The organism is Pseudomonas fluorescens, from assembly GCF_019212185.1.
In the GTDB taxonomy this organism is placed as follows: Bacteria; Pseudomonadota; Gammaproteobacteria; order Pseudomonadales; family Pseudomonadaceae; genus Aquipseudomonas.
This window is the reverse complement of sequence record NZ_CP078138.1, coordinates 3754467-3777910: the sequence shown is the minus strand read 5'-3', so window position 1 is coordinate 3777910 and position 23444 is coordinate 3754467. Positions and strand designations below refer to the sequence as shown.

21 protein-coding genes and 1 pseudogene are annotated in these 23444 nt (G+C 62.4%); 10 read left to right on the top strand and 12 right to left on the bottom strand.

What is annotated here, in order from left to right:
• Positions 1 to 45 precede the first annotated feature (45 nt).
• The 3 genes from KW062_RS16905 to KW062_RS16895 are packed head-to-tail and all read right to left on the bottom strand — an operon-like array spanning position 46 to position 3982.
• Positions 46 to 1206 (bottom strand): iron-containing alcohol dehydrogenase, encoded by a 1161-nt coding sequence (locus KW062_RS16905; RefSeq protein WP_105755375.1) that lies wholly within the window; start codon positions 1204 to 1206, stop codon positions 46 to 48.
• Between the two features lie 3 nt (positions 1207 to 1209).
• The gene (locus KW062_RS16900; protein WP_105755374.1) at positions 1210 to 2601 is read right to left on the bottom strand and encodes an aldehyde dehydrogenase family protein; all 1392 of its coding nucleotides are present in this window, start codon (positions 2599 to 2601) and stop codon (positions 1210 to 1212) included.
• Between the two features lie 7 nt (positions 2602 to 2608).
• Positions 2609 to 3982 (bottom strand): glutamine synthetase family protein, encoded by a 1374-nt coding sequence (locus tag KW062_RS16895; protein ID WP_105755373.1) that lies wholly within the window; start codon positions 3980 to 3982, stop codon positions 2609 to 2611.
• A 180-nt stretch (positions 3983 to 4162) separates the two neighbouring features.
• Here KW062_RS16895 and KW062_RS16890 point away from each other — a divergent pair, with 180 nt between their 5' ends.
• Together KW062_RS16890 and KW062_RS16885 are read left to right on the top strand one after the other, a co-directional pair.
• A complete protein-coding gene (locus KW062_RS16890; RefSeq protein WP_027618105.1) occupies positions 4163 to 4825 on the top strand; it encodes a glutathione S-transferase family protein in 663 nt (220 codons plus the stop codon).
• A 254-nt stretch (positions 4826 to 5079) separates the two neighbouring features.
• Positions 5080 to 5796, top strand: coding sequence for a hypothetical protein (locus KW062_RS16885; protein ID WP_146118238.1), 717 nt, complete (start codon positions 5080 to 5082; stop codon positions 5794 to 5796).
• 19 nt (positions 5797 to 5815) lie between these two features.
• Here KW062_RS16885 and KW062_RS16880 read toward each other — a convergent pair whose 3' ends face one another.
• The 7 genes from KW062_RS16880 to KW062_RS16850 form a co-directional block, all read right to left on the bottom strand.
• Positions 5816 to 7264 (bottom strand): sensor histidine kinase, encoded by a 1449-nt coding sequence (locus KW062_RS16880; RefSeq protein ID WP_105755371.1) that lies wholly within the window; start codon positions 7262 to 7264, stop codon positions 5816 to 5818.
• 230 nt (positions 7265 to 7494) lie between these two features.
• Positions 7495 to 9936, bottom strand: coding sequence for a TonB-dependent siderophore receptor (locus KW062_RS16875; RefSeq protein ID WP_105755369.1), 2442 nt, complete (start codon positions 9934 to 9936; stop codon positions 7495 to 7497).
• 103 nt (positions 9937 to 10039) lie between these two features.
• Positions 10040 to 11008, bottom strand: coding sequence for a FecR domain-containing protein (locus KW062_RS16870; RefSeq protein ID WP_027618109.1), 969 nt, complete (start codon positions 11006 to 11008; stop codon positions 10040 to 10042).
• The gene (locus KW062_RS16865) at positions 11005 to 11511 is read right to left on the bottom strand and encodes a sigma-70 family RNA polymerase sigma factor (RefSeq protein WP_105755368.1); all 507 of its coding nucleotides are present in this window, start codon (positions 11509 to 11511) and stop codon (positions 11005 to 11007) included. Before KW062_RS16865 ends, KW062_RS16870 begins: the two co-directional genes overlap by 4 nt.
• A gap of 292 nt (positions 11512 to 11803) precedes the next feature.
• Positions 11804 to 12274: a copper chaperone PCu(A)C gene (locus KW062_RS16860; RefSeq protein WP_027618111.1), complete on the bottom strand. Its 471-nt coding sequence runs from the start codon at positions 12272 to 12274 to the stop codon at positions 11804 to 11806.
• Positions 12274 to 12879, bottom strand: coding sequence for an SCO family protein (locus KW062_RS16855; RefSeq protein ID WP_027618112.1), 606 nt, complete (start codon positions 12877 to 12879; stop codon positions 12274 to 12276). The genes KW062_RS16860 and KW062_RS16855 overlap by 1 nt, the downstream gene beginning before the upstream one ends.
• 135 nt (positions 12880 to 13014) lie before the next feature.
• Positions 13015 to 13803, bottom strand: a complete 789-nt coding sequence (locus KW062_RS16850) for an AraC family transcriptional regulator (protein WP_027618113.1) — start codon at positions 13801 to 13803, stop codon at positions 13015 to 13017.
• Between the two features lie 83 nt (positions 13804 to 13886).
• Here KW062_RS16850 and KW062_RS16845 point away from each other — a divergent pair, with 83 nt between their 5' ends.
• Positions 13887 to 14885 carry a bile acid:sodium symporter family protein gene (locus KW062_RS16845; protein WP_105755367.1) on the top strand — a complete coding sequence of 333 codons (999 nt, stop codon included), beginning with the start codon at positions 13887 to 13889 and terminating at the stop codon, positions 14883 to 14885.
• A 31-nt stretch (positions 14886 to 14916) separates the two neighbouring features.
• Here KW062_RS16845 and KW062_RS16840 read toward each other — a convergent pair whose 3' ends face one another.
• Positions 14917 to 15963 (bottom strand): ornithine cyclodeaminase, encoded by a 1047-nt coding sequence (locus tag KW062_RS16840; RefSeq protein WP_105755366.1) that lies wholly within the window; start codon positions 15961 to 15963, stop codon positions 14917 to 14919.
• Between the two features lie 317 nt (positions 15964 to 16280).
• On the opposite strand from KW062_RS16840, the pseudogene KW062_RS29300 reads away from it, so the two are divergent.
• From KW062_RS29300 to KW062_RS16810, 7 genes and pseudogenes are all read left to right on the top strand, one after another.
• Positions 16281 to 16868: pseudogene (locus tag KW062_RS29300) on the top strand (aminotransferase class I/II-fold pyridoxal phosphate-dependent enzyme); the annotation flags it as partial.
• A gap of 114 nt (positions 16869 to 16982) precedes the next feature.
• The gene (locus KW062_RS29295; RefSeq protein ID WP_256351132.1) at positions 16983 to 17744 is read left to right on the top strand and encodes an ABC transporter ATP-binding protein; all 762 of its coding nucleotides are present in this window, start codon (positions 16983 to 16985) and stop codon (positions 17742 to 17744) included.
• Between the two features lie 28 nt (positions 17745 to 17772).
• Positions 17773 to 18555: a transporter substrate-binding domain-containing protein gene (locus KW062_RS16830; RefSeq protein ID WP_027618117.1), complete on the top strand. Its 783-nt coding sequence runs from the start codon at positions 17773 to 17775 to the stop codon at positions 18553 to 18555.
• Between the two features lie 150 nt (positions 18556 to 18705).
• A complete protein-coding gene (locus tag KW062_RS16825; RefSeq protein WP_027618118.1) occupies positions 18706 to 19419 on the top strand; it encodes an ABC transporter permease in 714 nt (237 codons plus the stop codon).
• Positions 19420 to 19424: 5 nt separating this feature from the next.
• The gene (locus KW062_RS16820; RefSeq protein WP_105755364.1) at positions 19425 to 20123 is read left to right on the top strand and encodes an ABC transporter permease; all 699 of its coding nucleotides are present in this window, start codon (positions 19425 to 19427) and stop codon (positions 20121 to 20123) included.
• Positions 20123 to 21097 carry a DMT family transporter gene (locus KW062_RS16815; RefSeq protein ID WP_027618120.1) on the top strand — a complete coding sequence of 325 codons (975 nt, stop codon included), beginning with the start codon at positions 20123 to 20125 and terminating at the stop codon, positions 21095 to 21097. Before KW062_RS16820 ends, KW062_RS16815 begins: the two co-directional genes overlap by 1 nt.
• A 30-nt stretch (positions 21098 to 21127) precedes the next feature.
• Entirely contained in the window at positions 21128 to 22144 is a 1017-nt protein-coding gene (locus KW062_RS16810) for a succinylglutamate desuccinylase/aspartoacylase domain-containing protein (protein ID WP_027618121.1), read from the top strand.
• A gap of 153 nt (positions 22145 to 22297) precedes the next feature.
• Here KW062_RS16810 and KW062_RS16805 read toward each other — a convergent pair whose 3' ends face one another.
• The gene (locus tag KW062_RS16805) at positions 22298 to 23431 is read right to left on the bottom strand and encodes a branched-chain amino acid ABC transporter substrate-binding protein (protein ID WP_027618122.1); all 1134 of its coding nucleotides are present in this window, start codon (positions 23429 to 23431) and stop codon (positions 22298 to 22300) included.
• Positions 23432 to 23444 lie beyond the last annotated feature (13 nt).

The window sequence follows — 23444 nt, the reverse complement described above, 5'->3', positions numbered from 1 at the left end:
ACCCTGTTGTACTGCTCCTGAAACGTGCTGCGCCTGGCGTAGGCGCTAGAGACGGCCATGCCAGGCCGCGTCGAAAATCCCGATGGCGTCATCCCGGCTCAATGTCAGCGGATTGCCGCTGGCGGACGGGTCGATGATCGCCATGTCGGCAATCAGCTCGACCTCGGGATCGCCTACCACCAGCTCGCGCAGAGTGTGGGGCACGCCGATGTCCTGGCGCAGCTTGAGGACAAAGGCCAGGAAGCTGTCGAAGCCCGGGTTGGGCAGGCCCAGGTAGGCGGCGAGGCGGGTGATGCGTTCCTCGATGGCCGGCCGGTTGAACTGCAGGATGTAGGGCATCACGGTGGCGTTGGTCATGCCGTGGTGGGTGTCGTGCAGCGCGCCAATCGGATGGGACAGCGCGTGCATGCCGCCCAGGCCTTTCTGGAACGCGGTGGCGCCCATCGCCGCGGCGGCGAGCATCTGCGCGCGGGCGTCGAGGTCGGCCGGGGTGCGGACCGCGCGCACCAGTGCACTGGCGACCAGGCGCATGCCTTCGACCGCAATGCCGTCGGCCAGCGGATGAAAGCCCGGGGCGCAATAGGCTTCCAGGCAATGGGCGAAGGCATCCATGCCGGTGCCGGCGGTGATTTTCGCCGGCATGCCCACGGTCAGGGCCGGGTCGCTGATGACCACGCGGGGCATCATTTTCGGATGGAAGATGATGCGCTTGGTGTGGGTTCGTTCGTCGATGATCACTGCTGCGCGCCCGACTTCAGAGCCGGTGCCGGCGGTGGTCGGCACCGCGATCACCGGGGCGATGCGGCTCTCATCGGCGCGGGTCCATTGATCGCCGATGTCTTCGAAGTCCCAGACCGGGCGGGTCTGGCCGCTCATAAAGGCGATCAGCTTGCCCATGTCCAGGCCGCTGCCGCCGCCAAACGCAACGACCCCGTCATGCTGGCCGGCACGCCAGGCTGCGAGTCCTCCAGCGAGGTTGGCTTCGACGGGATTGGGCTTGAGGTCGCTGAACATCGCCACCCCCAGCCCGGCATCACGAAGCGCCTCCACGGCGGCAAGGGTAATCGGCGCGCGGGCCAGGCCGCTGTCGGTGACCAGCAGCGGACGCAGGATCCCCTGGCTTCGACAGACCTCGGCGAGCTCATTGATACGCCCGACGCCGAAACGGATGCTTGTGGGGTAATTCCAGTTTCCGCGCAGGTTCATGTGCTACACCTCGTGCCGCAGGTGGAAGGATTTGGCCCGGGTCAGGTGTTCGTAGCCCAGGCGCGACAGGGTGATCCCGCGTCCGCTGTGCTTGACCCCGGTCCAGGCCAGCGCCGGGTCGAGGTAATCGCAGCGGTTCATGAATACCGTGCCGGTGGTGATTTCGTTGCCCAGGCGCTCGGCGGCGGTCAGGTCGCGGGTCCAGAGCGAGGCGCTGAGGCCGAACGGGCTGTCATTCATCAAGGTGAGGGCGTGCTCGTCATCGTCCACCGGCATGATGCCCACCACCGGGCCGAAGCTTTCCTCGCGCATCACTGCCATCCGGTGGCTGACATCCACCAGCACTTGCGGCGCCAGATAGGCGCTGCCTGGCAGGTCGGCAGGGAAGGCGCGGGCATCGATCAGGGCCGTCGCGCCTTGCTTCACAGCCGCGTCGATCTGCCCGCGCACCGCGTCGGCGGCGCCGGCCGAAACCAGTGGGCCGAGGGTCGTGGCTTCATTCAGCGGATTGCCGAGCACGTATTTGCTGGTCAGGGCGATAAAGCGCTCGACGAAGGCCGGGAAGAGCTTTCTGTCGACGTAGATACGTTCAATCGCACAGCAGCTTTGCCCGGAATTGAAGTAGCTGCCATCCACCAGGTTTTCCACCGCATGCTCGAGGTTGGCGTCGGCGCGCACGTAGGCCGGATCCTTGCCGCCGAGTTCCAGGCCGACGCCAATAAAGCGCCCGCAGGCGGCGTTCTCCATGGCCCGCCCGGCGTCCACCGAACCGGTGAAATTGACCTGCTGTACGCGGCCCGAGGCAATCAATGCGGCGGTCTGCGAGTGATCGAGCAGCAGGTTGTGAAACAGCCCCGGCGGCAGATTGGCCTGCTGCATGGCCTGGGCAAAACGCTCGCCCACCAGCAGGGTTTGCGTGGCGTGCTTGAGGATCACTGCATTGCCGGCCATCAGCGCCGGGATGACACTGTTCACCGCCGTCAGGTAGGGGTAATTCCAGGGTGCGACCACCAGCACCGTGCCCAGCGGCTCGCGCTTGATGGTTCGGCGAAAACCGGCGATGGGTTCGGGCTCGATGGGCGCCAGGGCCTGGGCGGCGATGCCGATCATGTAGCGGGCGCGCTCGGCAAACCCGCGCAGCTCGCCGGCGCCGTAACGCACCGGGCGACCCATCTGCCAGGCCAGCTCCGGGACGATCTGCTCCTGCATCGACAGCATCGCCTGCACCGCCGCGTTGCACAGTGCCGCACGCTCGTCGAGGCTGCGCCGGCGCCAGAGGATCTGCGCGGCGCAGGCATCCGCTACGGCCTGGTCGATCTGCGCCGCATCGGCACACTGGCGCTCGACATAGACCCGGCCATTGACCGGGGAAATCAGCTGGACCTTGGTTGTCATGCCGTTCTCAATAGCGCTCGAAGCCGCGCTGCAGTTCCCAGTCGGTGATCCGCCGGTCGTACTCTTTCTGTTCCCACTCGGCGGTGTGCACGTAATGCTCGACCACCTCGTCGCCAAAAGCCTCGCGCAACATGCCCGAGACCTTGAGTGCGGCGCAGGCCTCGCGCAGGGTCTTGGAGACTTCCGGCAGTTGCTCGTCGGCGTAGGCATCGCCCTCGTAGGGCGGCGCCAGTTCGAGCTTCTCGTCGATACCGGCCAGACCTGCGGCAATCAGCGCGGCGAAGGCCAGGTAGGGGTTGAGGTCGGCGCCGCCGATCCGGCATTCGATGCGGATCGATTTGCTTTCTTCGGCACACAGGCGAAATCCGGCGGTGCGATTGTCGCGGCTCCAGACCGCCCGGGTCGGCGCAAAGGTGCCGGCCTGGAAGCGTTTGTAGGAGTTGATATAAGGCGCGAGGAAGCAGGTGATATCACCGGCGTATTTCAGTTGCCCGGCGACCCAGGCGCGCATCAGTTTGGACATGCCGAACTCAGCCTTGGCATCGAAGAACAGCGGCTTTTTCGCGCTTTTGTCCCACAGCGAATTGTGGATATGGCTGCTGGAACCGGCGGCGTCGTAACGCCACTTGGCCATGAAGGTGATCGCCTTGCCCTGCAACTGCGCGATCTCCTTGCAGGCGTGCTTGATGATCACATGGTGGTCGGCCATGGTCAGCGCGTCGGCGTAGCGAATGTTGATCTCCTCCTGGCCCGGGCCCCATTCGCCCTTGGAGTTTTCCACGGGAATCCCCGAGGCCTGCAAGTGCTTGCGAATCGCCCGCAGCACCGGTTCCTCGCGGGTGGTCTGGAGGATGTTGTAGTCCTCGATGTAGTGCCCGGCAGTCTTCGGTGCCTGATAGTTGCGCCGGTGGATGTCCGCGTAGCTCTCGTCGAACAGGTAGAACTCCAGTTCCGAGGCGAACATACCGGTGTAGCCTCGGGCACGCAGGCGCTCGACCTGCTTCTTGAGGATTGCCCGTGGGCTGTGGGGCAGGTCCTGGCGGTGGTGGTGATCGAGCACGTCGCACAGCACCAGGGCGGTGCCTTCGAGCCAGGGCACGCGGCGCAGGGTGGACATGTCGGGCTTGAGCACGAAGTCGCCGTAGCCCTTGCTCCAGCTGGCGGCGGCGTAGCCGGGTACCGGCTCCATGTCGATGTCATCGGCCAGCAGGTAGTTGCAGCAATGGGTTTCCTGGTAGCCGCTGTCGATGAAGAATTCGACCTGGAAGCGCTTGCCAACGAGGCGGCCCTGCATGTCGACCATGCACACCAGTACGGTATCGATTTCGCCGTTGGCCGCGGCGCGCTTGAGTGCATCAAAGCTGAGAAGAGGCTCGGTCATCTGGTCAATCCTGCGCGAACGGATTAGTCCTGTCTGAGGCAGCTGTTGCAGACGCTCTCCAGAAAACCATCCAACCCTGCAGATACGAGCATCGTGAGCAATGAGCTGCTCAAAGCCTAGCCTATAGTTGGAAGATGCAAGTTGCGCATAGAAAAACTTTGTTACATCGAGGGGCCTGACATGTCACTGACTCTGTACTTCCACCCGCTGTCGTCCTACTGCCACAAGGTGCTGATCGCGTTGAATGAGTGCGGCGTTGAATTCGAACGCCGGATCATCAATCTGGGTAACGACGCTGACCGCCTGGAGCTGCAGTTGCTGTGGCCAATGGGAAAATTTCCGGTGCTCCATGATCAACTGCGCAAGCGTGATGTGGCGGAGTCGAGTGTGATTATCGAATACCTCGACCACTATTACGGCGGGCTGCATCCGTTGTTGCCAAGCGATTGGGGCAGGGCATTGGACGTGCGTTTCTGGGACCGCTTTTTCGACAACTACGTGCACAGCCCGATGCAGGAAATCGTCGCCGACCGTCTGCGTGGCACCCATGCCGACTTGAGTGCTGCGCGCACCACCCTGGCCACCGCCTACGGCATGATCGAGCGCCAACTCGCCGGCCATGCCTGGATCGTCGGTGACGATTTCAGCCTGGCCGACTGCGCCGCTGCCCCGGCGCTGTTCTACGCCAGCACCCTGGTGCCGTTTTCCGCGGAGTGTCCTGGCTTGAGCGCTTATTTCGAGCGCCTGGCCAGCCGGCCTTCGTTCGCACGGGTGATCGAAGAGGCCAAGCCGTATTTTGGTTTTTATCCGTTTGCCGAGCAGTTGCCAGCGCGATTCAAGTAGGGGGTAAAGAGGCGGGACAGCAGTGGTGAAATAGTCGTATGAGGGGCGCACAGGCGCGACTAAAGGGGTATTTAACTTCCCTTATGCCGTGAGTGCTTTTTTTTAAGCGCGAGATAAGGGTTAGATTAGCAAACAATAAAATTAAATAAAATATTGACAAAACCAATAATATATATTTTTGGTGTTTTCTTGCGCATTTTCATATGGTTACATGCCCACATCGAAAGCAGCCAAGTGCGATGGGGACGTTGAAAATGATCACGACCGTAAATATACAAATCCGACTATTTGAACATTACAGTTTGTTGGTTGACTGTTCTGGGTTGAACTCACAGCAGGTCGATTGTTTTACTCAGTGGACTTGTCTGCCGAAGCTCTCGACTTATACAACGCTCGGGAAGTTGTTCGATGCCCTTTTTGGCAAGGGCACCCGATTGCCGGTGGCGGTGCTCACATTCGAGGAAGTAGCAGCGCAAACCCGCGTGACTTCTGCGCAATGTCTGTCGATTTATCCCGCCTGGGTCCGCCGAGTCAGGTCATTCTGGAAAAACAAATGCGCACGCGGCGCCGAGCAATTGCATGCTCTGCAAACTCATCAGGCACTGGCCGCGCGGGTCTTGGCAAATCAACATCTGGATGAACAACGGGGCGCCGAAAGAACCGGGTATGAGCGAGGTCTGCGGGATGAAAGAAAAGCCTACAGAACCAAACTGGTCCTTGAGGCATGGGCTGCATTTGAGCATATGGACGAGCATGGCAAACTTTATTCACCAGGGATTATTGAGGACTTGAAGCACTGCATCCAGTTATTGGAGGTCAACGGGGGCAATAGTGCGGAGGGCGCGGAGGCGTTGCTCATCAGCTTTTCCTTAGCGTGCGTAAAAAGGATAAATGCCATGGCCAGGTATAATGCTTCTCTCGACAAGATGGATGATTACCGCAGTGTTCAGGGGGTGTCGGTACAAGTTTGAATCCTCCATAAAGACTGACTCATTGCGCCACCTTGAACCGCAGGCACACGGACGTGCCCTGCTGCTCGAAGGTGCTCAGGCTGACCTCGCCGCCAAAGCTCTGCATGATCTGCTTGACCATCACCAGGCCGATGCCCAGCCGTCCCTGTCGGGTGGTGTAGAAAGATTTGAACGCCAGCAGTTCCTGTTGCCGTGACATGCCTTCACCGCTGTCGGCGATGATCAGGTCCAGCCATTGCCGCGACTTGTCGAGGCGCGCGCTGATGCTCAGGGTTCCGCCGCCGTGCATCGCTTCCATGGCATTGGCAATCACGCTGTTGAGGATCTGTGACAGCAGCAACGGGTGGCTGATGATCAGCGGCAGCGGTTCTGGCTTGAACTCGACCCGCACCTGCGCCAGGGTCAACTGTTGGCTGAACTGGGTCAGCGCCGTCTGGACGATCGGCAGCGGAGCCAGAGGTTGCGGTTCACCGCGCAGAGGCCGCAGACACACCAGCAAGTCGTGGACCCAGCCGGCCATGCGATCGACCTGGCCGATGATATCGCCAATGTTGTTTTTGGCTGGCTGGCCGGGGGTGTCATGGGCCAGTTCGGCGCTGCTGCGAATGACCGCCAGCGGGTTGCGCAGGTTGTGGGCGACGGCGGAGGACATTTCCACCAGGCCGACGTAGGTTTTGTTGGCGACCAGTTGGTTTTCCTGCGCGGCCAGTTGCATCGCCGCCCGGCGCACGATCCAGAATAGCCCGAAGTACAGGAGCAGGCCGCCGACCGCGGTGGACAGCCAGATCCAGGCATAGCCACGGTTGACCCGTTCGATCAGGTCTACCGGTTCCTTGCAGATTTCCACTACGGCGAGGATGTTGCCGCGGTCGTCGCTGAGGGGAATGTAGTTCTCGATGTAGAACATTTCCGGTTCACGGAGGAATTTCTGTTCGGGGCGTTGTTCATTCAGTTCGCTGTAGCGCACCAGCACCGGTTCCCTGGCGCTGAAGGTGGCATCGAGGGCGGGGTCATCGTCAATCCTGTGCCCGATCAGTTGCGGGTTGCTCGACCAGATCACCCGGCGTTGCGCCGAGTAGATGTTGATTAGCAGGGTGTCAGGCAGGTTTGCCAGGTGATCGAAGAACTCCGAGCGCGCGCGCAGGCGATTCTGCGCGATGTCCGGTGCCAGCATGGCGTAGTCGACCGGCGCGAGGATGTCGCCCATGCGCATCCCGGATAAACCGTGATGCCGGACTTCGCCCTTGGCCAGGCTCTGAATGAACTGTGCTGACAGCAGGGCGTCGCGCTCCAGGCTCTCGTTGATCAGGAAGCGTGTGGAGATCGATCCCAGGCCGAAGGCAATGGCGCTGATCAGGACAAAGCTGATCAGCGAGAACCAGCGCAGCAGGTCGAAGCGTCGGGTCGGGGCAATCGCGTCGACCGATCCGCGAGGCAGGACGGTCGACCACACGGATTTCAGATTCATGACGAACACCCTGCATCACTGTCCGTTGATGGCGGCATGCCATGACTTTTGAGCTTAGGTGAACATTGGCCAGACCGCGTCAACTTCATCGCCACGAGTCGACAGGCTTCCACACACCCACTGTGGGAGCGGGCATGCCCGCGATAGCGGTGTGTCAGCCGCCAATAATATTGACTGGCCTACCGCTATCGCCAGCAGGCTGGCGCCTGCAGTGGGTGACGAGCAAAGGCTCAGAAGGTCGGGGTGTACTTGACGCTGAACATCAGGTTGCGCGGGTCGCCGAAGTTGTTGTTGCCGTCGAGCTGGTTGTAGCCGGCGACGTAGTAATGTTTATCGAACAGGTTGTAGGCGTTCAGCGCCAGGTCGACTTCCTCGCTCAGCTTGTAGCCCAGGCGTGCGTTCCACACCGTATAGCCAGGCACTTCATAGGTTCGCTCGTAACCCAGGGTATGGCTTTGACTGGTAAAGCCCAGGCCGGCGTTGACCCGGCTCCAGTCGCCGCTGAACTGATAGTCGCTCCACACCCGCAGCATGTGCTTGGGCGTCCACTGGCTGAACACTCGACCTTCATTGACCGGGTCATCGAGGTACTTGGTGGTGTTGTAGGTGTAGCCGGCGAACAGGTTCAGGCCGTCGAGCACTTCGCCGCTGACTTCCGCATCCAGGCCCTGGCTGCGCACCTTGCCCGAGGCGGTCGAGCAGTACCAGCCGTCGCAGGCGAAGCCCGAGGCGACGTCATTCACCGCGCGGTTTTCCTGGTCGTAGCGGAACAGCGCGAAGGAAGTATTGACCCGGCCGTCGAGCAATTCGCCCTTGAGGCCGACTTCATAGTTGCTGCCCACCACCGGCTTGAGCACGCTGCCACTGGCATCGCGCTCGCTCTGCGGCTGGAACACATCGGTGTAGCTGGCGTACACCGACCACTCGCGGTTGAGGTCGTAGATGGCGCCGAGGAACGGCGTGACTTCGCCGTTTTCGCTCATGGTGCTGGGGTTTTGCACCGCGATGTCATGGGTGATGGCGAACTCGTTGGCGGCGGTGTAGCGGTAGTCGTACCAGCTGACGCGGCTGCCGAGGATCAGGGTCAACGGCTCGATCGGCTTGACTCGCCAGGTGCCGTACAGGCCTTTCTGGCGAATGTCGTACTTGCTGCTGGTGCCGCGCCCGCCCGGAGTGTTGAGCAGGCTGTCGTAGCTGATGGCGGGGCGGTGATGATCAATGTCAAAGATGCTGTCGCTGCTGTCGTTGAAAGTCCGGGCGATGCGGTCATCGGAGGTGAACTTGGAATAGTTGCCGCCGACGACGATTTCCTGGGCCATGTTGAAGGCGTCGAAATGCCCGACCAGGTTGGCGTCGACGCCAACCTTGGTTGAGTCGAAATCGGTGACCCAGTCGGCGTACTGCACGCCAGTGCCATCGAGGTTCAGGCCATCGCCGCTGCTCTGCACCCGTTGTTGGGTCGAGTCGTTGTTCTCGCTCATACGCACCGCGCCGACCTTGGCGCTCCAGTCGTCGTTGAAGCGGTGTTCGAGGTCGGCATAGACCGTGGTCACGTCGATGTGCGAACGGTTCCAGTCGGAACCGGTGAAGGTCGAGCGCGACAGATCCACCGTCTTGCCATTGGCGTAGCGTGGCAGGCCGCGAACCATCGGCCGGGCGCTGGCGTCGGAGTTGCTGACAGCCAGGCCGAGGGTGGTGTCGTCGCGCAAGTCGAAGTCCAGGGCGCCGTACAACGAATGGGTCTTGCTCCAGTCGTAGTCGATAAACGAGTTGCTCTGATCCTCGTCGGCAACGAAGCGACCGCGTACCGTGCCGCTGCTGTTCAGCGGGCCGCCGGCGTCCAGTTGCAGGCCGTAGTGATCCCAGGTTCCGGCCTTGGCGGTGAGGGCCACGGTCGGCACATTCTGGCCGCGCTTGCGCACCAGGTTGATCGCGCCGCCGGGGCTGCCGGCGCCTTGCAACAGACCGGAAGCGCCGCGCAGCACTTCCATGCGGTCGAAGAAGATCAGGTCCTGGGTCGCCCAGTTGCCCAGGGCGTAAGTGTTGCGCGGGATCGGCACGCCGTCGTACTGCCAGTCATCGATCTGGAAGCCGCGCGAGGTCAGAATCATGCCCTTGCCGACGCCTTGCACACCCACCAGCCCGGTGGTCTGGTTGGCCGCATCCTTGAGGTCGGTCAGGCCCTGGTCGTCCAGTTGCTTGCGAGTCATTACGCTGACCGACTGGGGTGTTTCCCGCAGGCTGTGGCTGCCCTTGCCGATGGTCACTGCGCGCGCCGCGTAGGAACCGGAGTCCTCGGTGGTGGCGTCGGCGCTCTGCTCGACAATGCTGGTGACCCCCAGTTGCACCGCGCCGCTGTTGTCGGCAGCCGGCTCGACGCTGAAATTGCCCTGGGCGGTCACCCGCAATTGCAGGCCGCTGCCGGACAGGGCGGTGTTCAGGGCTTGCTCGGCGGACATCCGGCCGACCACGGCGGGGGCCTGTTTGTCCTGCACCAGCGCAGGGTTCAGCGAAAGAATCTGCCCGCTCTGGCTGGCGATGGCGTTCAGGGTGCGAGCGAGGGGACCGGTCGCCAGGTTGAACGACAGGTCTTGCGCCTGCACCAGCGCGGGGCTGGCCAGGGTAGCCAAAGTAACAGCGGCGGAAAGGGCAGTGGGCAGCGGGTTAAACACAGCGTTCTCCTGATCGTGTGGAAGTGTTCAGGAGATAGGTGGGATGAGAAATGAAAACCGGACACAAATAAGAATCTTTTTCATAAATATTTTTGCGTCCGGCTTATTGCGACCGAATCAGGGTCAGCCACGGGCTGTAGCGCTCGACCCGGATCGGCAGGGTTTCGGCCAGCGCGGCGAAGGATTTCTGCGGGTCGTCGAGGGGGAATACGCCTTGCACGCGCAAGTCGCGAATCTGCGGATCCACCCGCACGAGCCCACGGCTGTAGGGGCGCAAGGCCTCGACCACCTGTTCCAGCGGTTCATCGAGCACGTTCAATCGGCCGTCGAGCCAGTCGGCGCGCTGGCGTTGATCGCGCTCGAGGGCGACGATCTGCCGATCGTAGAGCAGCGCGGCCTGGCCTTCTTCGAGGACCCGCTGGCTGCCATCGAACAGCCGCAACTGCACCGAGTGCTGCAGCACCACGATGCGGGTGGCGTCTTGCTCCTGGCTCACCAGAAAGCGCGTGCCCAGGGCCTGCACTTCGCCCTGGGCGGTGCGCACCCGCAGCGGGCGGTGTGGATCGGCGGCGACCTGGATCAGCAGTTCGCCATGGCGCAGGAGCACCAGGCGCTGACGCTGGTCGAATAGCAAGTCCACCGCGCTTTCGGCATTCAGGCTCAGACGACTGCCGTCGGCCAGGGTGAAATTGCGCCGTTCAGCGCGCCCGGTGTGCAGGTCCGCCAGCAGGCTGTCGCCCAGCGGGCTGCGGGCGCCAAGCCAGAGGCCGCCCCCGAGCAGGCCAAGGCCGGTAATGACGCGCAATGCGTCGCGGCGGGTGCCCTGGGGCTGCAACAGTAACTGGCGGGCGGCTCCAGCCTGGCCAGGTACGCGTCGGTCGAGGGCACGCAGGGTGTTGAACGAGCCACCGAGGCGGTCCTGCAAGATATTCCAGGCCTGCAGGTGCGCCGGGTCCTGCGCCAGCCAGGTATTCAAGCGCTCCTGCAACAGTGGATCGGGTTGGCCGGCGCGCAGCTTGACCATCCAGTCGATGGCCTGCTCGCTGATCGGGTCCAGGCGTGGCGCGCTCATAAGCCCATCTCGCTCAGGTAGCACTGGCGCAGCGCCTGTTTCATGTAGCGGCTGACAGTGCGCTCCGACAAATCGAGCTTGCGCGCGATCTCGACGTAGCTAAGGCCGTCGAGTTGGCTGTAGAGGAAGGTCGCCTTGACGATCAGCGGCAGGCCGTCGATGGCGCGGTCGATGGCCACCAGCGCTTCGATCAGTTGCAGTTGTTCTTCGGGGGAGGGCGCGAGCAGTTCCGGCAGCGCCGACAGGCGTTCGAGGTAGGCCAACTCCAGCTTGCGCCGGCGATGGCGGTCGAAGATCAACCGTCGGGCAATGGTCGACAGGTAGGCGCGCGGTTGGTCGATGCTGTCCGGATCGACTCGCGCTGCGAGCATCTGGCAGAAAGTATCGGCGGCGGTGTCCTCGGCGTCCGCATGATTGCGCAGGCGGCGCTGGATATGCTGCAACAGCCAACGGTGATGATCGCTGAAAAAGAAACCCAGCTTGCTGCTCGGAGGGGATTGCACCGGTCGGCTTTCCAGATGTTAGTGTGAATCGTTCTCAATAGTAGCGTTGAGAGGATCCAGACTGCAATCTTTGCGGGCATTCACTGCATGGCGGTTGTGGAGGGTCTAATCGCGAGCAGCGGAACGCCGCCCGGGCAGCTCCTACAGTTTGTGTGTCGTTCACAAGCCCTGTAGGAGCTGGCTTGCCAGCGAAAGCGGTCTATCTGTCACCGTCTGTATTGGATGTTCCGCCGCCTTCGCTGCGATGCGGCGACCCAACAAGCCAGCTCCTGCGGTCGTTTTTCCAGGGTGCTTACATCTTATGGTCAGCCATGTTCAGCGCCCGCACCGGCGCTTCTACCTGGACCGACTCTTTCTCACCCTTGGCGTTCTCGATGATCAGGGTCAGCGGCACTTTGTCGCCTTCCTTCACTTGCGCCACCAACTCCATCAGCATCACATGGTAGCCGTGGGGATCGAGGCTCACCGCCTTACCGGCAGGCAGTTCGACTGACTTGACTTCCTTCATGCTCATCACTTCGTCGTGCATGCTCATCTGGTGCACCTGGACCAGCTTGGCCGCTGGCGATTGCACCTCGACCAGCTTGCTGTCAGTGCTGGCAGTGAGGGTCATGAACGCGCCGGTGGCCTGTTGGCCGGCGACGGTGGCGCGGACCCAGGCGTCATCGACCTGGGTCTGGGCCGACACCTGGAAGGCCAGGCCGAGCAGGGCGGCGCCAAGCAGGAGTGGACTGAAACGGGATTTGGCGAACGTTGCGGTCATTAGCAGACCTCCATGACGGTGAGCAGGTCTTCCGTGCACTCTTGTGCCGAAAGCGACTGCGACAGGCCCAGGCGCAAGGTGCCCCGGGAGTCGAAAACAAAGCTGGTGGCGGTATGGGACAGGGTGTAGGTCGAACCGCTGGGAACTTTTTCGTAGAACACGTCGAACTCTTTGGCCGTGGCCGCGGTTTCTTCGAGGGTGCCGTAGAGCGCGACAAACGACGGGTCGAAGGCTTTGACGTAGGCGTCGAGCACCTGCGGCGTGTCGCGTTCCGGGTCCAGGGTGATGAAGATCACTTGCAGGCGGTCGCCATCGCGGCCCATCAGTTTCTTGATTTTCGCCGCACGGGCAAGCGTGGTCGGGCAGATCGCCGGGCATTGGGTGAAACCGAAGAACACCATCGGCATCATGCCGCGAAAGCTCGACAGGGTTTGCACTTCACCGTCGGTGTTTTTCAACTTGAACGTGCGTCCGAGGATCTTGTCACTCAGGTCCTTGCCGTACTTGTAGGACAGCTCGCCGCGACTGTCACAGCCGGTCAGCAGGCCCAGACTCAACAACCCCATTCCCGCAATCACCTGGCGGCGATTCAACAAAACACTCATGCGTTAGCGCCCTTTGGCAGCCTGGCAGGCGACACGACCTGGCAGGTAGTCAGCGTAAAAAATGCGAGCATCCTAACAAAATGCCGCGACGCAGTGCCGCACACTGGACAATTGGTCGCAGGCAGGCGCTGCGGTTCAGGGGAAGAACTCCCCGGGTGTGGCGCCCAGTTGCTGACGAAAGGCGGCGATAAAGGCCGAGGTCGAGTCGTAGCCGCAGGCCAGGGCCACATCGGTGACGCGCTCGCCCTGTTCCAGCGGGGTCAGCGCGCCCAACAGTCGCAAACGCTGGCGCCAGGCGCGGAAGGTCAGGCCGGTGTCGCGCACAAACAGGCGACTGAGGGTTTTCTCGGCCACGGCGAATTTCTCGCTCCACTGCGCCAGCGTGGTCTGTTGTTCCGGGTGTGCTTGCAGGCTCTGGTAAATCTGCCGCAGGCGACTGTCCTGGGGCAGCGGCAGCATCAGGTCGATGGGCGGCGCTTCGGCCAGTTGATCGAGCAGCACCTGCACTAACCGCCCGTGGGCGCCGTCCTGCTGATATTCCACCGGCAACTGACTGAAGCTGCGGATCAGTTCGCGCAGCAGATCACTGACCCCCAGCACATGGCAACGCGGTGGCGCCCAGGCGGTGACGCTGCAATCCAGGTACAGGCTGCGCATTTCGGTGCGCGCCGAACTGAACACCCGATGCGGCACGCCGGCTGGAATCCACACCGCGCGCTGGGGCGGGGCGACGAAGCGGCCGACGCTGGTCTGCACCTCAAGAACGCCCTGAATCGCGTAGGACAGCTGTACCCAGGGATGGCTGTGACGGCGGGTCAAGGCCCGATTGGGCAGCGATTCGGTGCGCCCGTAGACCGGTCGCGGCAGGCTCGGCAGCCCCGGCACGCTGCGGCGGTAGCTTTTTTCCTGTCCTTTAGGCGGCATCGGCTGGCTCTTTGGCGTTAGTCGGTCATCGACAGGCACGTTAGAGTCAACCCCATGTACTTGCAACCCCCGGATAAATCCCCATGACCCGTCCCCGTTTCCTCCCCGACAACTTCACCCTGACGCTGGTCGGCGTGGTGCTTCTCGCCAGCTTCCTGCCTGCCAGCGGCCAGGTCGCGGTCGGTTTTGGCTGGCTGACCAACATCGCCATTGCCCTGCTGTTTTTCCTCCACGGCGCCAAACTGTCCCGCGAGTCGATCATCGCCGGTGCCGGTCACTGGCGCCTGCACCTGTTGGTGTTCGGCCTGACCTTCGTGCTCTTCCCGGTGCTTGGCCTGGCCCTCAAGCCCTTGCTTTCGCCGCTGATCGGCACTGAGCTGTACATGGGCATGCTCTACCTGTGCGCGCTGCCTGCCACCGTGCAATCGGCGATTGCGTTTACCTCCCTGGCCCGGGGCAATATCCCGGCGGCCATCTGCAGTGCGGCGGCCTCCAGCCTGTTCGGCATCTTCCTCACGCCGTTGCTGGTGACCTTGCTGCTGGACGTGCACGGCGACGGCGGCTCGACCCTCGATGCAATCCTGAAAATCAGCGTGCAACTGCTGCTGCCATTCATCGCCGGGCAGATCGCCCGACGCTGGATCGGCGCCTGGGTGGGCCGCAACAAGAGCTGGCTGCGTTTTGTCGATCAGGGTTCGATTCTGCTGGTGGTCTACGGCGCGTTCAGCGAGGCGGTGATCGAGGGCATCTGGCACAAGATCCCCGTGCTCGATCTGCTAGGACTGGTGGTGGTTTGCTGCATCGTCCTGGCGCTGGTGCTGGTGGCCGCGACCTTGTTGGGCAAGGCCTTCGGTTTCAATCAGGAAGACCGCATCACCATTTTGTTCTGCGGTTCGAAGAAAAGCCTGGCCACCGGCGTGCCAATGGCCCAGGTGTTGTTCGCCGGCAGCACCATCGGCGTGCTGATCCTGCCGTTGATGCTGTTCCACCAGATTCAGTTGATGGTCTGTGCGGTGCTGGCCCAGCGTTACGCCAAACGCCCGGAGTCGGTCAGCGAACTGATGGGCCAGGTCGATCCTTGAGAACGTGCGCCCCGTAGGGTGCGCCGTTTGATCAGGCCCGGCGCAATTGCGCGCCGGCTTTGTGCGGTTGCAGCAGGGCGAAGAGGTTTTTCGGGTCCTGCAACTCCGGCACCAGCTCGATCTCGCTGCCGATGTCCAGGGCCTTGGCCACGTCCAGCACGTAGCGCAGTGCCGAGTAGTCTTCCAGAGCGAAACCCACCGAGTCGAACAGAGTCACTTGCCCGGGGTTCTGGCGGCCCTGCACCTGGCCGTTGACCACCTGCCAGAACTCGGTCACCGGCGAGTCGGCCGGCATGTGCTGGATTTCCCCTTCGACACGGCTTTGCGGTTCGTATTCGACGATCACCCGGGCACGCTCGACGATCTCGCGATGCAGCTCGGTCTTGCCCGGGCAGTCGCCGCCCACGGCATTCAGGTGCATGCCTGGCTCGATCATGTCCGGGGTGAGGATGGTGGCGTAGGTCTTGTCGGCGGTCACCGTGGTGACGATATCGGCGCCGCGCACCGCGTCGGCGACGCTGGTGGCAATGCTCACCTTGAGGGCCGGGAAGGCGTTGAGGTTGGCCGCCAGTTTGGCGCTCGCCGCCGGGTCGATGTCATACAGGCTCAACTCAGTGATGCCCAGCAGGGTATGGAAGGCCAGGGCCTGGAATTCGCTCTGCGAGCCGTTGCCGATCAGCGCCATGCGTCGGCTCTCGGGGCGTGCCAGGTAGCGCGCGGCGAGGGCCGAAGTGGCGGCAGTGCGGATCGCCGTGGTCAGGGTCATTTCGCTGAGCAGCACCGGCTTGCCGGTGCCTACGTCACCCAGGGCGCCAAAGGCCATGACCGTGAGCATGCCGTGATGCGTGTTCTTCGGATGGCCGTTGACGTACTTGAAGGCGTACAGCGTCGCGTCCGAGACCGGCATCAATTCGATCACGCCGTCCGGCGAATGGTTGGCCAGGCGCGCACATTTCTCGAAGTCTTCCCAGCGCAGGTAGTCCTGGCGAATGTACTCGGCCATTTCGCTCAGGCAGGTGGCCAGGCCTTTCTCCTGGACCAGGCGGCTCAGGTCTTGGACATCAACATAACGGGTCATGGGCGTACCTTTTTATTGGCAGTTGAGGGTAGGGCGCAAGGTGTGCTGATGGCTCTATTGTCGGCGTTTACGACCGTCTATCTCGGCCATTGCGTGGCCCTTGCGCAGCCGCGGCGGTCGAAATTGACAGCGCCACAGCCGATTCGGCTGGGGTGTTTTGAAAGCGTCAAGACTGTCGTAAAAACGACCTGTTTACCCTAATTGCGCAAGCCCCACACTTTTCTGTTGAACGACTGTTCAGTCTCAATTATGTTGTTCCGACCTTCTTCCCGGCTGGTTGCGGGCTTGCGTTTCTTCATCTTGAACGAGGCACTGGCATGCGGTTTTCACCCTTCGTTGAGCGAATCCGTGGTCAGGGTGTGACTGCCCGGGAACTCCATCCTCCGACGCACGATGACGCTGGTGGTGAATCTCGGGCAACTAATCTGCTGCACGTGGCGGGGCCGCAGAATGCGCTGCTCGCCACCGCACTTTGCCTGCTCACGGCCGGCGACGAAGTGCTGGCCCTCGATCCCATGCCCTTGCAACATCAGGCCGCTCTCCAGGCCAGCGGCGCGACGTTGGTGCGGGTGGCGTGTAGCGCTGAGGAATTTTCAACGTTCGACGCCACGCTGTTGGCCAAGGCCATTTCCCCGCGCAGCCGGGCGATTGTCCTGGCCAATCGGCAGCCCAACAGCGGCGTTCTGTTTAACCCTGAGACGTTGCAAGCCATCGCCGACCTGGCCATCGCCCATGACCTGTGGGTGGTGCTTGACGTCGGCGATGCAGGTCAGATAAACGACGGCGAGCCCCAGGGACTGGCAGCGCTGCCGGGCATGGCCGAGCGCTGCGTGGTGATCGGCAGTCAGGGCCTGAACGGTGAGCGAATGGGTTGGCTGGTCGCTGATCCGGCGCTGTTGGCCCATGCCGAACAGGTGTTGCTGAGTCTGGGCCACGAACTGCCGGTTGTGCGGTTCGATGAGCCGCCGAAACCGGCCACGCCTCGGATCAGTGTCGAGCCGCCCGCATCGAGCCGGACCATGATCGAGGTCGATGGCCTGCATAAAAAATTCGGCAATATCGAAGTGCTCAAGGGCGTCTCGCTGACTGCTCGCGAAGGTGAGGTGATCTCACTGATCGGCGCCAGCGGTTCGGGCAAGAGCACCTTGCTGCGCTGCATCAACATGCTCGAAGTGCCCGACCAGGGGCGGGTCCTGGTAGACGGCGAAAGCATTCGTCTCAACCACACTCGCCCTGGCGCGCCGTTGGTGTCCGACACCAAGCAGCTTGTTCGTATAAGGTCCAGCCTCGGCATGGTGTTCCAGAACTTCAATCTCTGGCCCCATCGCACGGTACTGGAAAACCTCATCGAAGCGCCGACTCAGGTCCTGCGTGAAAGCCGGGCCGAGGCCACCGAACGGGCCGAAGCACTGCTCGAACGTGTCGGCCTGGCGGCCAAGCGCAACGAGTACCCGGCGTTTCTCTCCGGGGGCCAACAGCAACGGGTGGCGATCGCCCGGGCCCTGGCCATGCGGCCCAAGGTCATGCTGTTCGATGAACCCACCTCGGCACTCGACCCGGAACTGGTCGGCGAAGTGCTGCGGGTGATCCGCTCGCTCGCTGAAGAAGGCCGGACCATGATCCTGGTGACCCATGAAATGGCCTTCGCTCGCGATGTCTCATCCAAGGTCGCGTTCCTGCACCAGGGGCTGATCGAGGAAACCGGCGCGCCGGACGAAGTGTTCGTACACCCACGCAGTGAGCGTTGCCGACAGTTCGTCAATGCTCATCAGACTCGCTGACCAACAATAAAAAACACGGGGCAACATCATGGGAAATCGACGTTTGGCAAACTGGATGACAGGCGTGGCCTGCGTATTGCTGGCCGGCATGAGCGCGGCGCAAGCCCAGCCGATCAGGTTCGCGGTGGCTGCCGAACCTTATCCGCCGTACACCGAGAAGCAGGCCAACGGTGAGTGGAAGGGCTTCGAGGTGGACCTGATCCACAAGCTCTGCACGCAGATGAAAGCCGAGTGCGAGATCAAGGAAGTGGCCTGGGACGGGATCATTCCGTCGCTGCTGGCGAAGAAGATCGACGTGATTTTCTCCTCGATGTCGGTGACCGCCGAACGCGAGAAACAGATCGCTTTCAGCAAGGCCTATTACGACTCGGCGATTGCCGTGGTTGGGCCCAAGGGGACGACCGTGAGCAAGTACCCGGATGACCTCAAGGGCAAGGTCATCGGCGTGCAGAACTCCACCGTCAGTGCCAGCTACCTGAAGGCTTATTACGAAAAAATCGCCGACGTGAAGTACTACGACACCCAGGACTCGGCCAATGCCGACCTGATCGCCGGGCGCATCGACCTGATGATGGCCGACGGCACGGCCATGACCGAGTTCGTCAAAACCCCTGACGCGCAGAACCTCGCGTTCCTCAGCACTGTGCCCTATGACCCGATCTTCGGCAAAGGCGTCGGCGCGGGGCTGCGCAAGGACGACACCGAACTCAAGGCGCAGCTCGACCAGGCGATCGAGACCCTGCTGGCGAGCAAGGACTATGACGATCTGTCGCAGCGGTATTTCGGGATCAATGTGAAGCCGGCGTTTTGAGTGCGACTCGGCTTGGGCTTCTGTAGGCGCGAGCTTGCTCGCGAAAAACGCCAACGACAACGCGCTATGTCTGTTTAGCTGCGGTGTCCTGGCGTCCATCGCGAGCTCGCTCCTACACAATGATTGAGCTGTGCTGAGAGGGAGTCGGTAATGCCGGCAATGTTCGAGTTAATCGGCTTCGGCGATCAAGGCTGGGGTGGTGCGTTGTTGCGGGGGCTGTGGATGACCCTGCAGATATCGGCCGGGGCCTTTGTGGTCGGTATGTTGATTGGCCTGGTGGTGGCTTGTCTCAAGCTCGGTGCGCCGAAGCCGATTGCGGCGCTGATGCGCACCTACACCACGCTGTTCCGCGCCGTACCGGAATTGCTGTTGATCCTGCTGCTGTACTACGTCGGCTCGATGCTGCTCAACGCGCTGCTCGCCCATCTGGGTCAGCCGCCACTGGACCTCAGCGGACCGCTGGCGGCAATCCTGGTATTGGGTTTGGTACAAGGCGCCTACGCCTCGGAGATTTTTCGCGCGGCGATTCAGGCCATTCCTTTTGGTCAGATCGAGGCGGGCAAGGCTTTCGGCCTTCACGGCTTTGCCCTGTTCCGCCGCGTCACGCTGCCGATCATGGCGCCGTACGCGCTGGCCGGCATGGCCAACCTGTGGATCAACCTGATCAAGGACAGCGCCCTGATCAGCGTGGTCGGCACCAATGAATTGCTGTACACCGCCAAACAGGGCGCGGGTTCGACCCGGCATTACCTGCTGTTCTACCTCACGGCTGCCGCGCTGTACTACGCGGTGACGCTGCTGTCCAACTACCTGTCGGGACGGCTTGAGCGACGGATTCGTCGCTGGATGCCTTTGGCTGAGTGAATGCAATGATTCCAGCATGGATTGTCGAATACGCGGCCTTGTTGGGCCGAGGCCTGCAAACCACCGTTAGCCTGCTGTTGATTTCCAGCGTGATCGGTTTCGCCCTGGCGGTGCTGGTGGCGCTGGCGCGGATCTCGAAAAACCGCGTGATCGCCAAGGCCAGTCTGTTCTACACCAGCCTGTGGCGGGGCACGCCGTTGCTGATCCAGATCTACATCTTCTATTACGGCCTGGGCAGCCTGTTCGCCCAGTTCCCGCTGATTCGCGGCAGCCTGTTCTGGCCCTATTTGCGCGACGGCTACTGGTACATCGTGTTCGCCCTGGTGCTGTCGGTGGGCGCCTATGTTGGCGAAGTGATCCGTGGTGGTCTGTTGGCCGTGCCCAAGGGCGAGATGGAAGCCGCCTCGGCCTTCGGCATGACGGCCCGCCAGTCCCTGCTGCGGGTGCGCTTGCCACGGGCGATGCGCTTGCTGTTGCCGACTCTGGCCGGCGAGAGCGTGATGCTGCTCAAGTCCACCGCGCTGGCCTCGACCATCGCCGTGATCGACCTGCTCGGCGCCGCTAACGTGGTGCGTGCGCAGACCCTGCAAGTCTACGAACCGCTGCTGCTGGTGGCCGGAGTCTATGTCTGCCTGACGTTCCTGATCGAAGCGTTGTTCGCCTTTGCCGAACGCCGCGGCACCCCGCTGCGCAGGTCAGTCTGATGACCGTGTCGCGGGTCGACCGCTCGCTGCAAGGCATTGGCCTGTGCACCCTGGGCTACGCGTTCCTCGCCCTGCAGGATGCCGCGATCAAGTGGCTGGTGGCCGATTATTCGGTGGTCAGCATTCTGTTCTGGCGCAGCCTGGTGGTGGTTGTCGCCTGCCTGCTGGTGGGTCGCAGTCAGTTGGTCCGGCGGGCCTGGCGCTCGCCGAGCCGACGCTTGCTGGTGGTACGCGGGCTGCTGTCGATTGTCGCCTGGCTGCTGTACTACACCGCCGCCCGCGACCTGACCCTGGCAGAGATGACCACCCTGTATTTCTCGGCGCCGATCATGGTCACGGTGCTGGCGGCGTTGATTCTCAAGGAGCGCGCCAGCGGCTGGCAGTGGTTCAGCCTGATCATCGGCTTTGTCGGGGTGATTATCGCCTGCCGACCCAGCGACATTACTAACCCGTTGCCCATCGTCCTGACCCTGTTGGCGGCGATGTGCTGGGCGTTTACCTATATCCAGTTGCGCCAGGTCGATGAGCAGACTTCGGTACTGGAACAAATGCTGATCACCAACGTGGTGTTTGTGCTGTGCATGCTGCTGGCGCTGCCCTGGACCCACACCCCGGCGCCGACCCCAGCCTGGCTGGGCATGCTGGCCGCCGGGCTGGTGGGCGGGATTGGTCAGTTCCTGCTGTTCGCCAGCTTTCAGCGGGCCACCGCGACCCTGCTGGCGCCCTTCGAGTACACCGGGCTGATCTGGGCGTTCGCCCTGTCGAGCCTGGTCTGGGGCACGCTGATGGACACTTCGCTGATCATCGGCGCTGGGCTGATTGCGGTCAGCGGCACCCTGGCAATGATCTTCGGTCGTCACGCCGAGCAGGATGTGGTGGGCGCCGAGTGCTCGGTGTCGCAACCGCTGTATCCGCCGCAGGGTGGCGATGGGGGTGTGGAGTCCGAGGCCGTGGAGCCACGTTCGCGAGGCTGATAACGATGACTTGAATGGGGAGACGGGCGGATGGCACGGGATATTTCCTTCAATGTGCGCAACAACAATGGCGACCCGCTGCGGGTCGGTGCCTGGCGCTTCGACGGCAGCGGCGAGGGGCCGACCGTGCACCTGCAGGCCGGGGTGCATGCCGATGAAATCGCCGGGATGCTGGTCCTGCATCTGCTGATGCCCAAGCTGCAACAGGCACAGGACGCGCGGCGGCTCAAGGGTTCGGTGACCCTGGTGCCCCAGGCCAATCCCCTGGGCATCGGGCAGTTTCGCCAAGGGCGTATCCTCGGCCGTTTTCATGACGCCACCGGGCACAACTTCAACCGTGGTTTCGATCAGTCGGCGGCGTCGGAGGGGCCTGGCAGTGTGATCCAGCACTGGCAGAAAAGCCTGGTGCAATTGGCCGCCAGCGCCGACATCGTGCTCGACCTCCATACCGATGACGAAGCCTTGCCCTATCTCTACGTGCACCGCAGCTTCTGGCCCCGCGGGCGTGAACTGGCCGCGGCGATGCGCATGGACGTGGCGATTATCTGGGATGAAGGGGGTGACGGTTCCTTCGAGGAAACCGTGATCGCCCCCTGGCTGCGTGCGGGGGTCAATTCGCGGCAGATGGCGGCCACCCTGGAGCTGCGCGGCCAGGGCGATGTCAGCGACCCTTATGCCGAACAGGACGCCAATGGCCTGTACGCCTGGCTCTGTGCCTGTGGGGTGATCGATGAGGCGCAGGTTGCCGCTGACTGGCCGGTGCAGGTGCTGGAAATGGGTCAGATGGAAACCATCCTCGCGCCGCAGCCTGGCGTGTTGGTGTTTGAAAGAGAGTTGGGGGATTTTGTCGAAGAGGGGCAGCGCTTTGCGCGAATCCTGCAGCGCCCCGGTGATCCCTCATCGGAGGTGGTGCTGTACGCCGAGCAAGCCGGGCGCCTGGTCACCCGCTACCGCGATCGATTGATCGCCCAGGGCATGGCGGTGGCGAAATTCACCGGCAGCCGGGTGTCGCGCAATTGGCGGGGTGGGTTGCTGGATCCGAATTAGCGGCAGGCGGTGTGTCTGGTGTACCGAGGTGATTGCATCGCTAGCAGGCTAGCTCCCACAGGGATTTGCAGTGACCACAGATACTGTGATCGACAACAGATCCTGTAGGAGCCAGCCTGCTGGCGATGAAATTGATGCGGTGTGGCTAACCCGTCACAGCCCGGCGCTTTGCTCGGCTTCGGTTTTCGGCTTGCCGTAATGCCACTCGTAGACCACAAACTTGAAGTCCTTGAGGTCGCCTTTTTCGTCGAAGCTCAGGTCGCCGGTGGGGGTCTTGAAGGTGCCGTTGTGGATCGCTTCGGCGACTTTCTCCGGGTCTTCACTCTTGGCCGCGACGATCGCTCCGGCAATCACGTCTACCGCCGAATAGGTCGGCAGGACGAACGGACCGCTGGGGTTTTCCTGTTTGGCGGTAAAGGCGGCCACGAGCGCCTGGTTGGCCGGATCCTGGTCGAACGACTTGGGCAAGGTCACCAGCATGCCTTCGGCGGCATCCTTGGCGATCTGCGAGATCGAGTCGTTGCCCACACCTTCGGGGCCCATGAAGCGCGCGCTCAGACCCTTTTCCTTGGCCTGGCGCAACAGCAGGCCCATTTCCGGGTGGTAGCCGCCGAAGTAGACGAAGTCGACATTGGCCTGCTTGAGCTTGGTCAGGATCGACGAGTAGTCGCGCTCGCCGACGTTGATGCCTTCAAACATCGCGACCTTGATGCCCTCCTTGCCAAGGATCTCGCGCACCGAGCTGGCGATGCCTTCGCCGTATTGCTGTTTGTCGTGCAGCACCGCGACATTCGCCGGTTTCAGGCCGACGATGTAGCGTGCTGCCGCCGGGCCCTGGGCGTTGTCCAGGCCGATGGTGCGAAAGATCATCTTGTAGCCGCGCGCGGTCAGTTCCGGGCTGGTGGCGGCCGGGGTGATCATCACGATGCCTTCGTCTTCATAGATGTCCGAGGCCGGTTGGGTGGAGCTGGAGCACAGGTGCCCGACCACGTATTTGATGCCGTCGTTGACCACTTTGTTGGCCACCGCTACGGCCTGCTTGGGGTCGCAGGCATCGTCGTATTCCACAGCCACCAGTAGCTTGCCGTCGACACCGCCCTTGGCGTTGATCTGCTCAATGGCCATGCGCGCGCCGCTGAACTGCATGTCGCCGTACTGTGCCACCGGCCCGGTTTTCGGGCCGGCGATGCCAATTTTGATGGTGTCGGCGGCCAGCACCTGGCAGGACAGCCCGGCAAGGATCATTGCGCCGAACAGTTGGCTGGTCTTGTTGTTGATGCGACTCATGGGGTTCCACTCC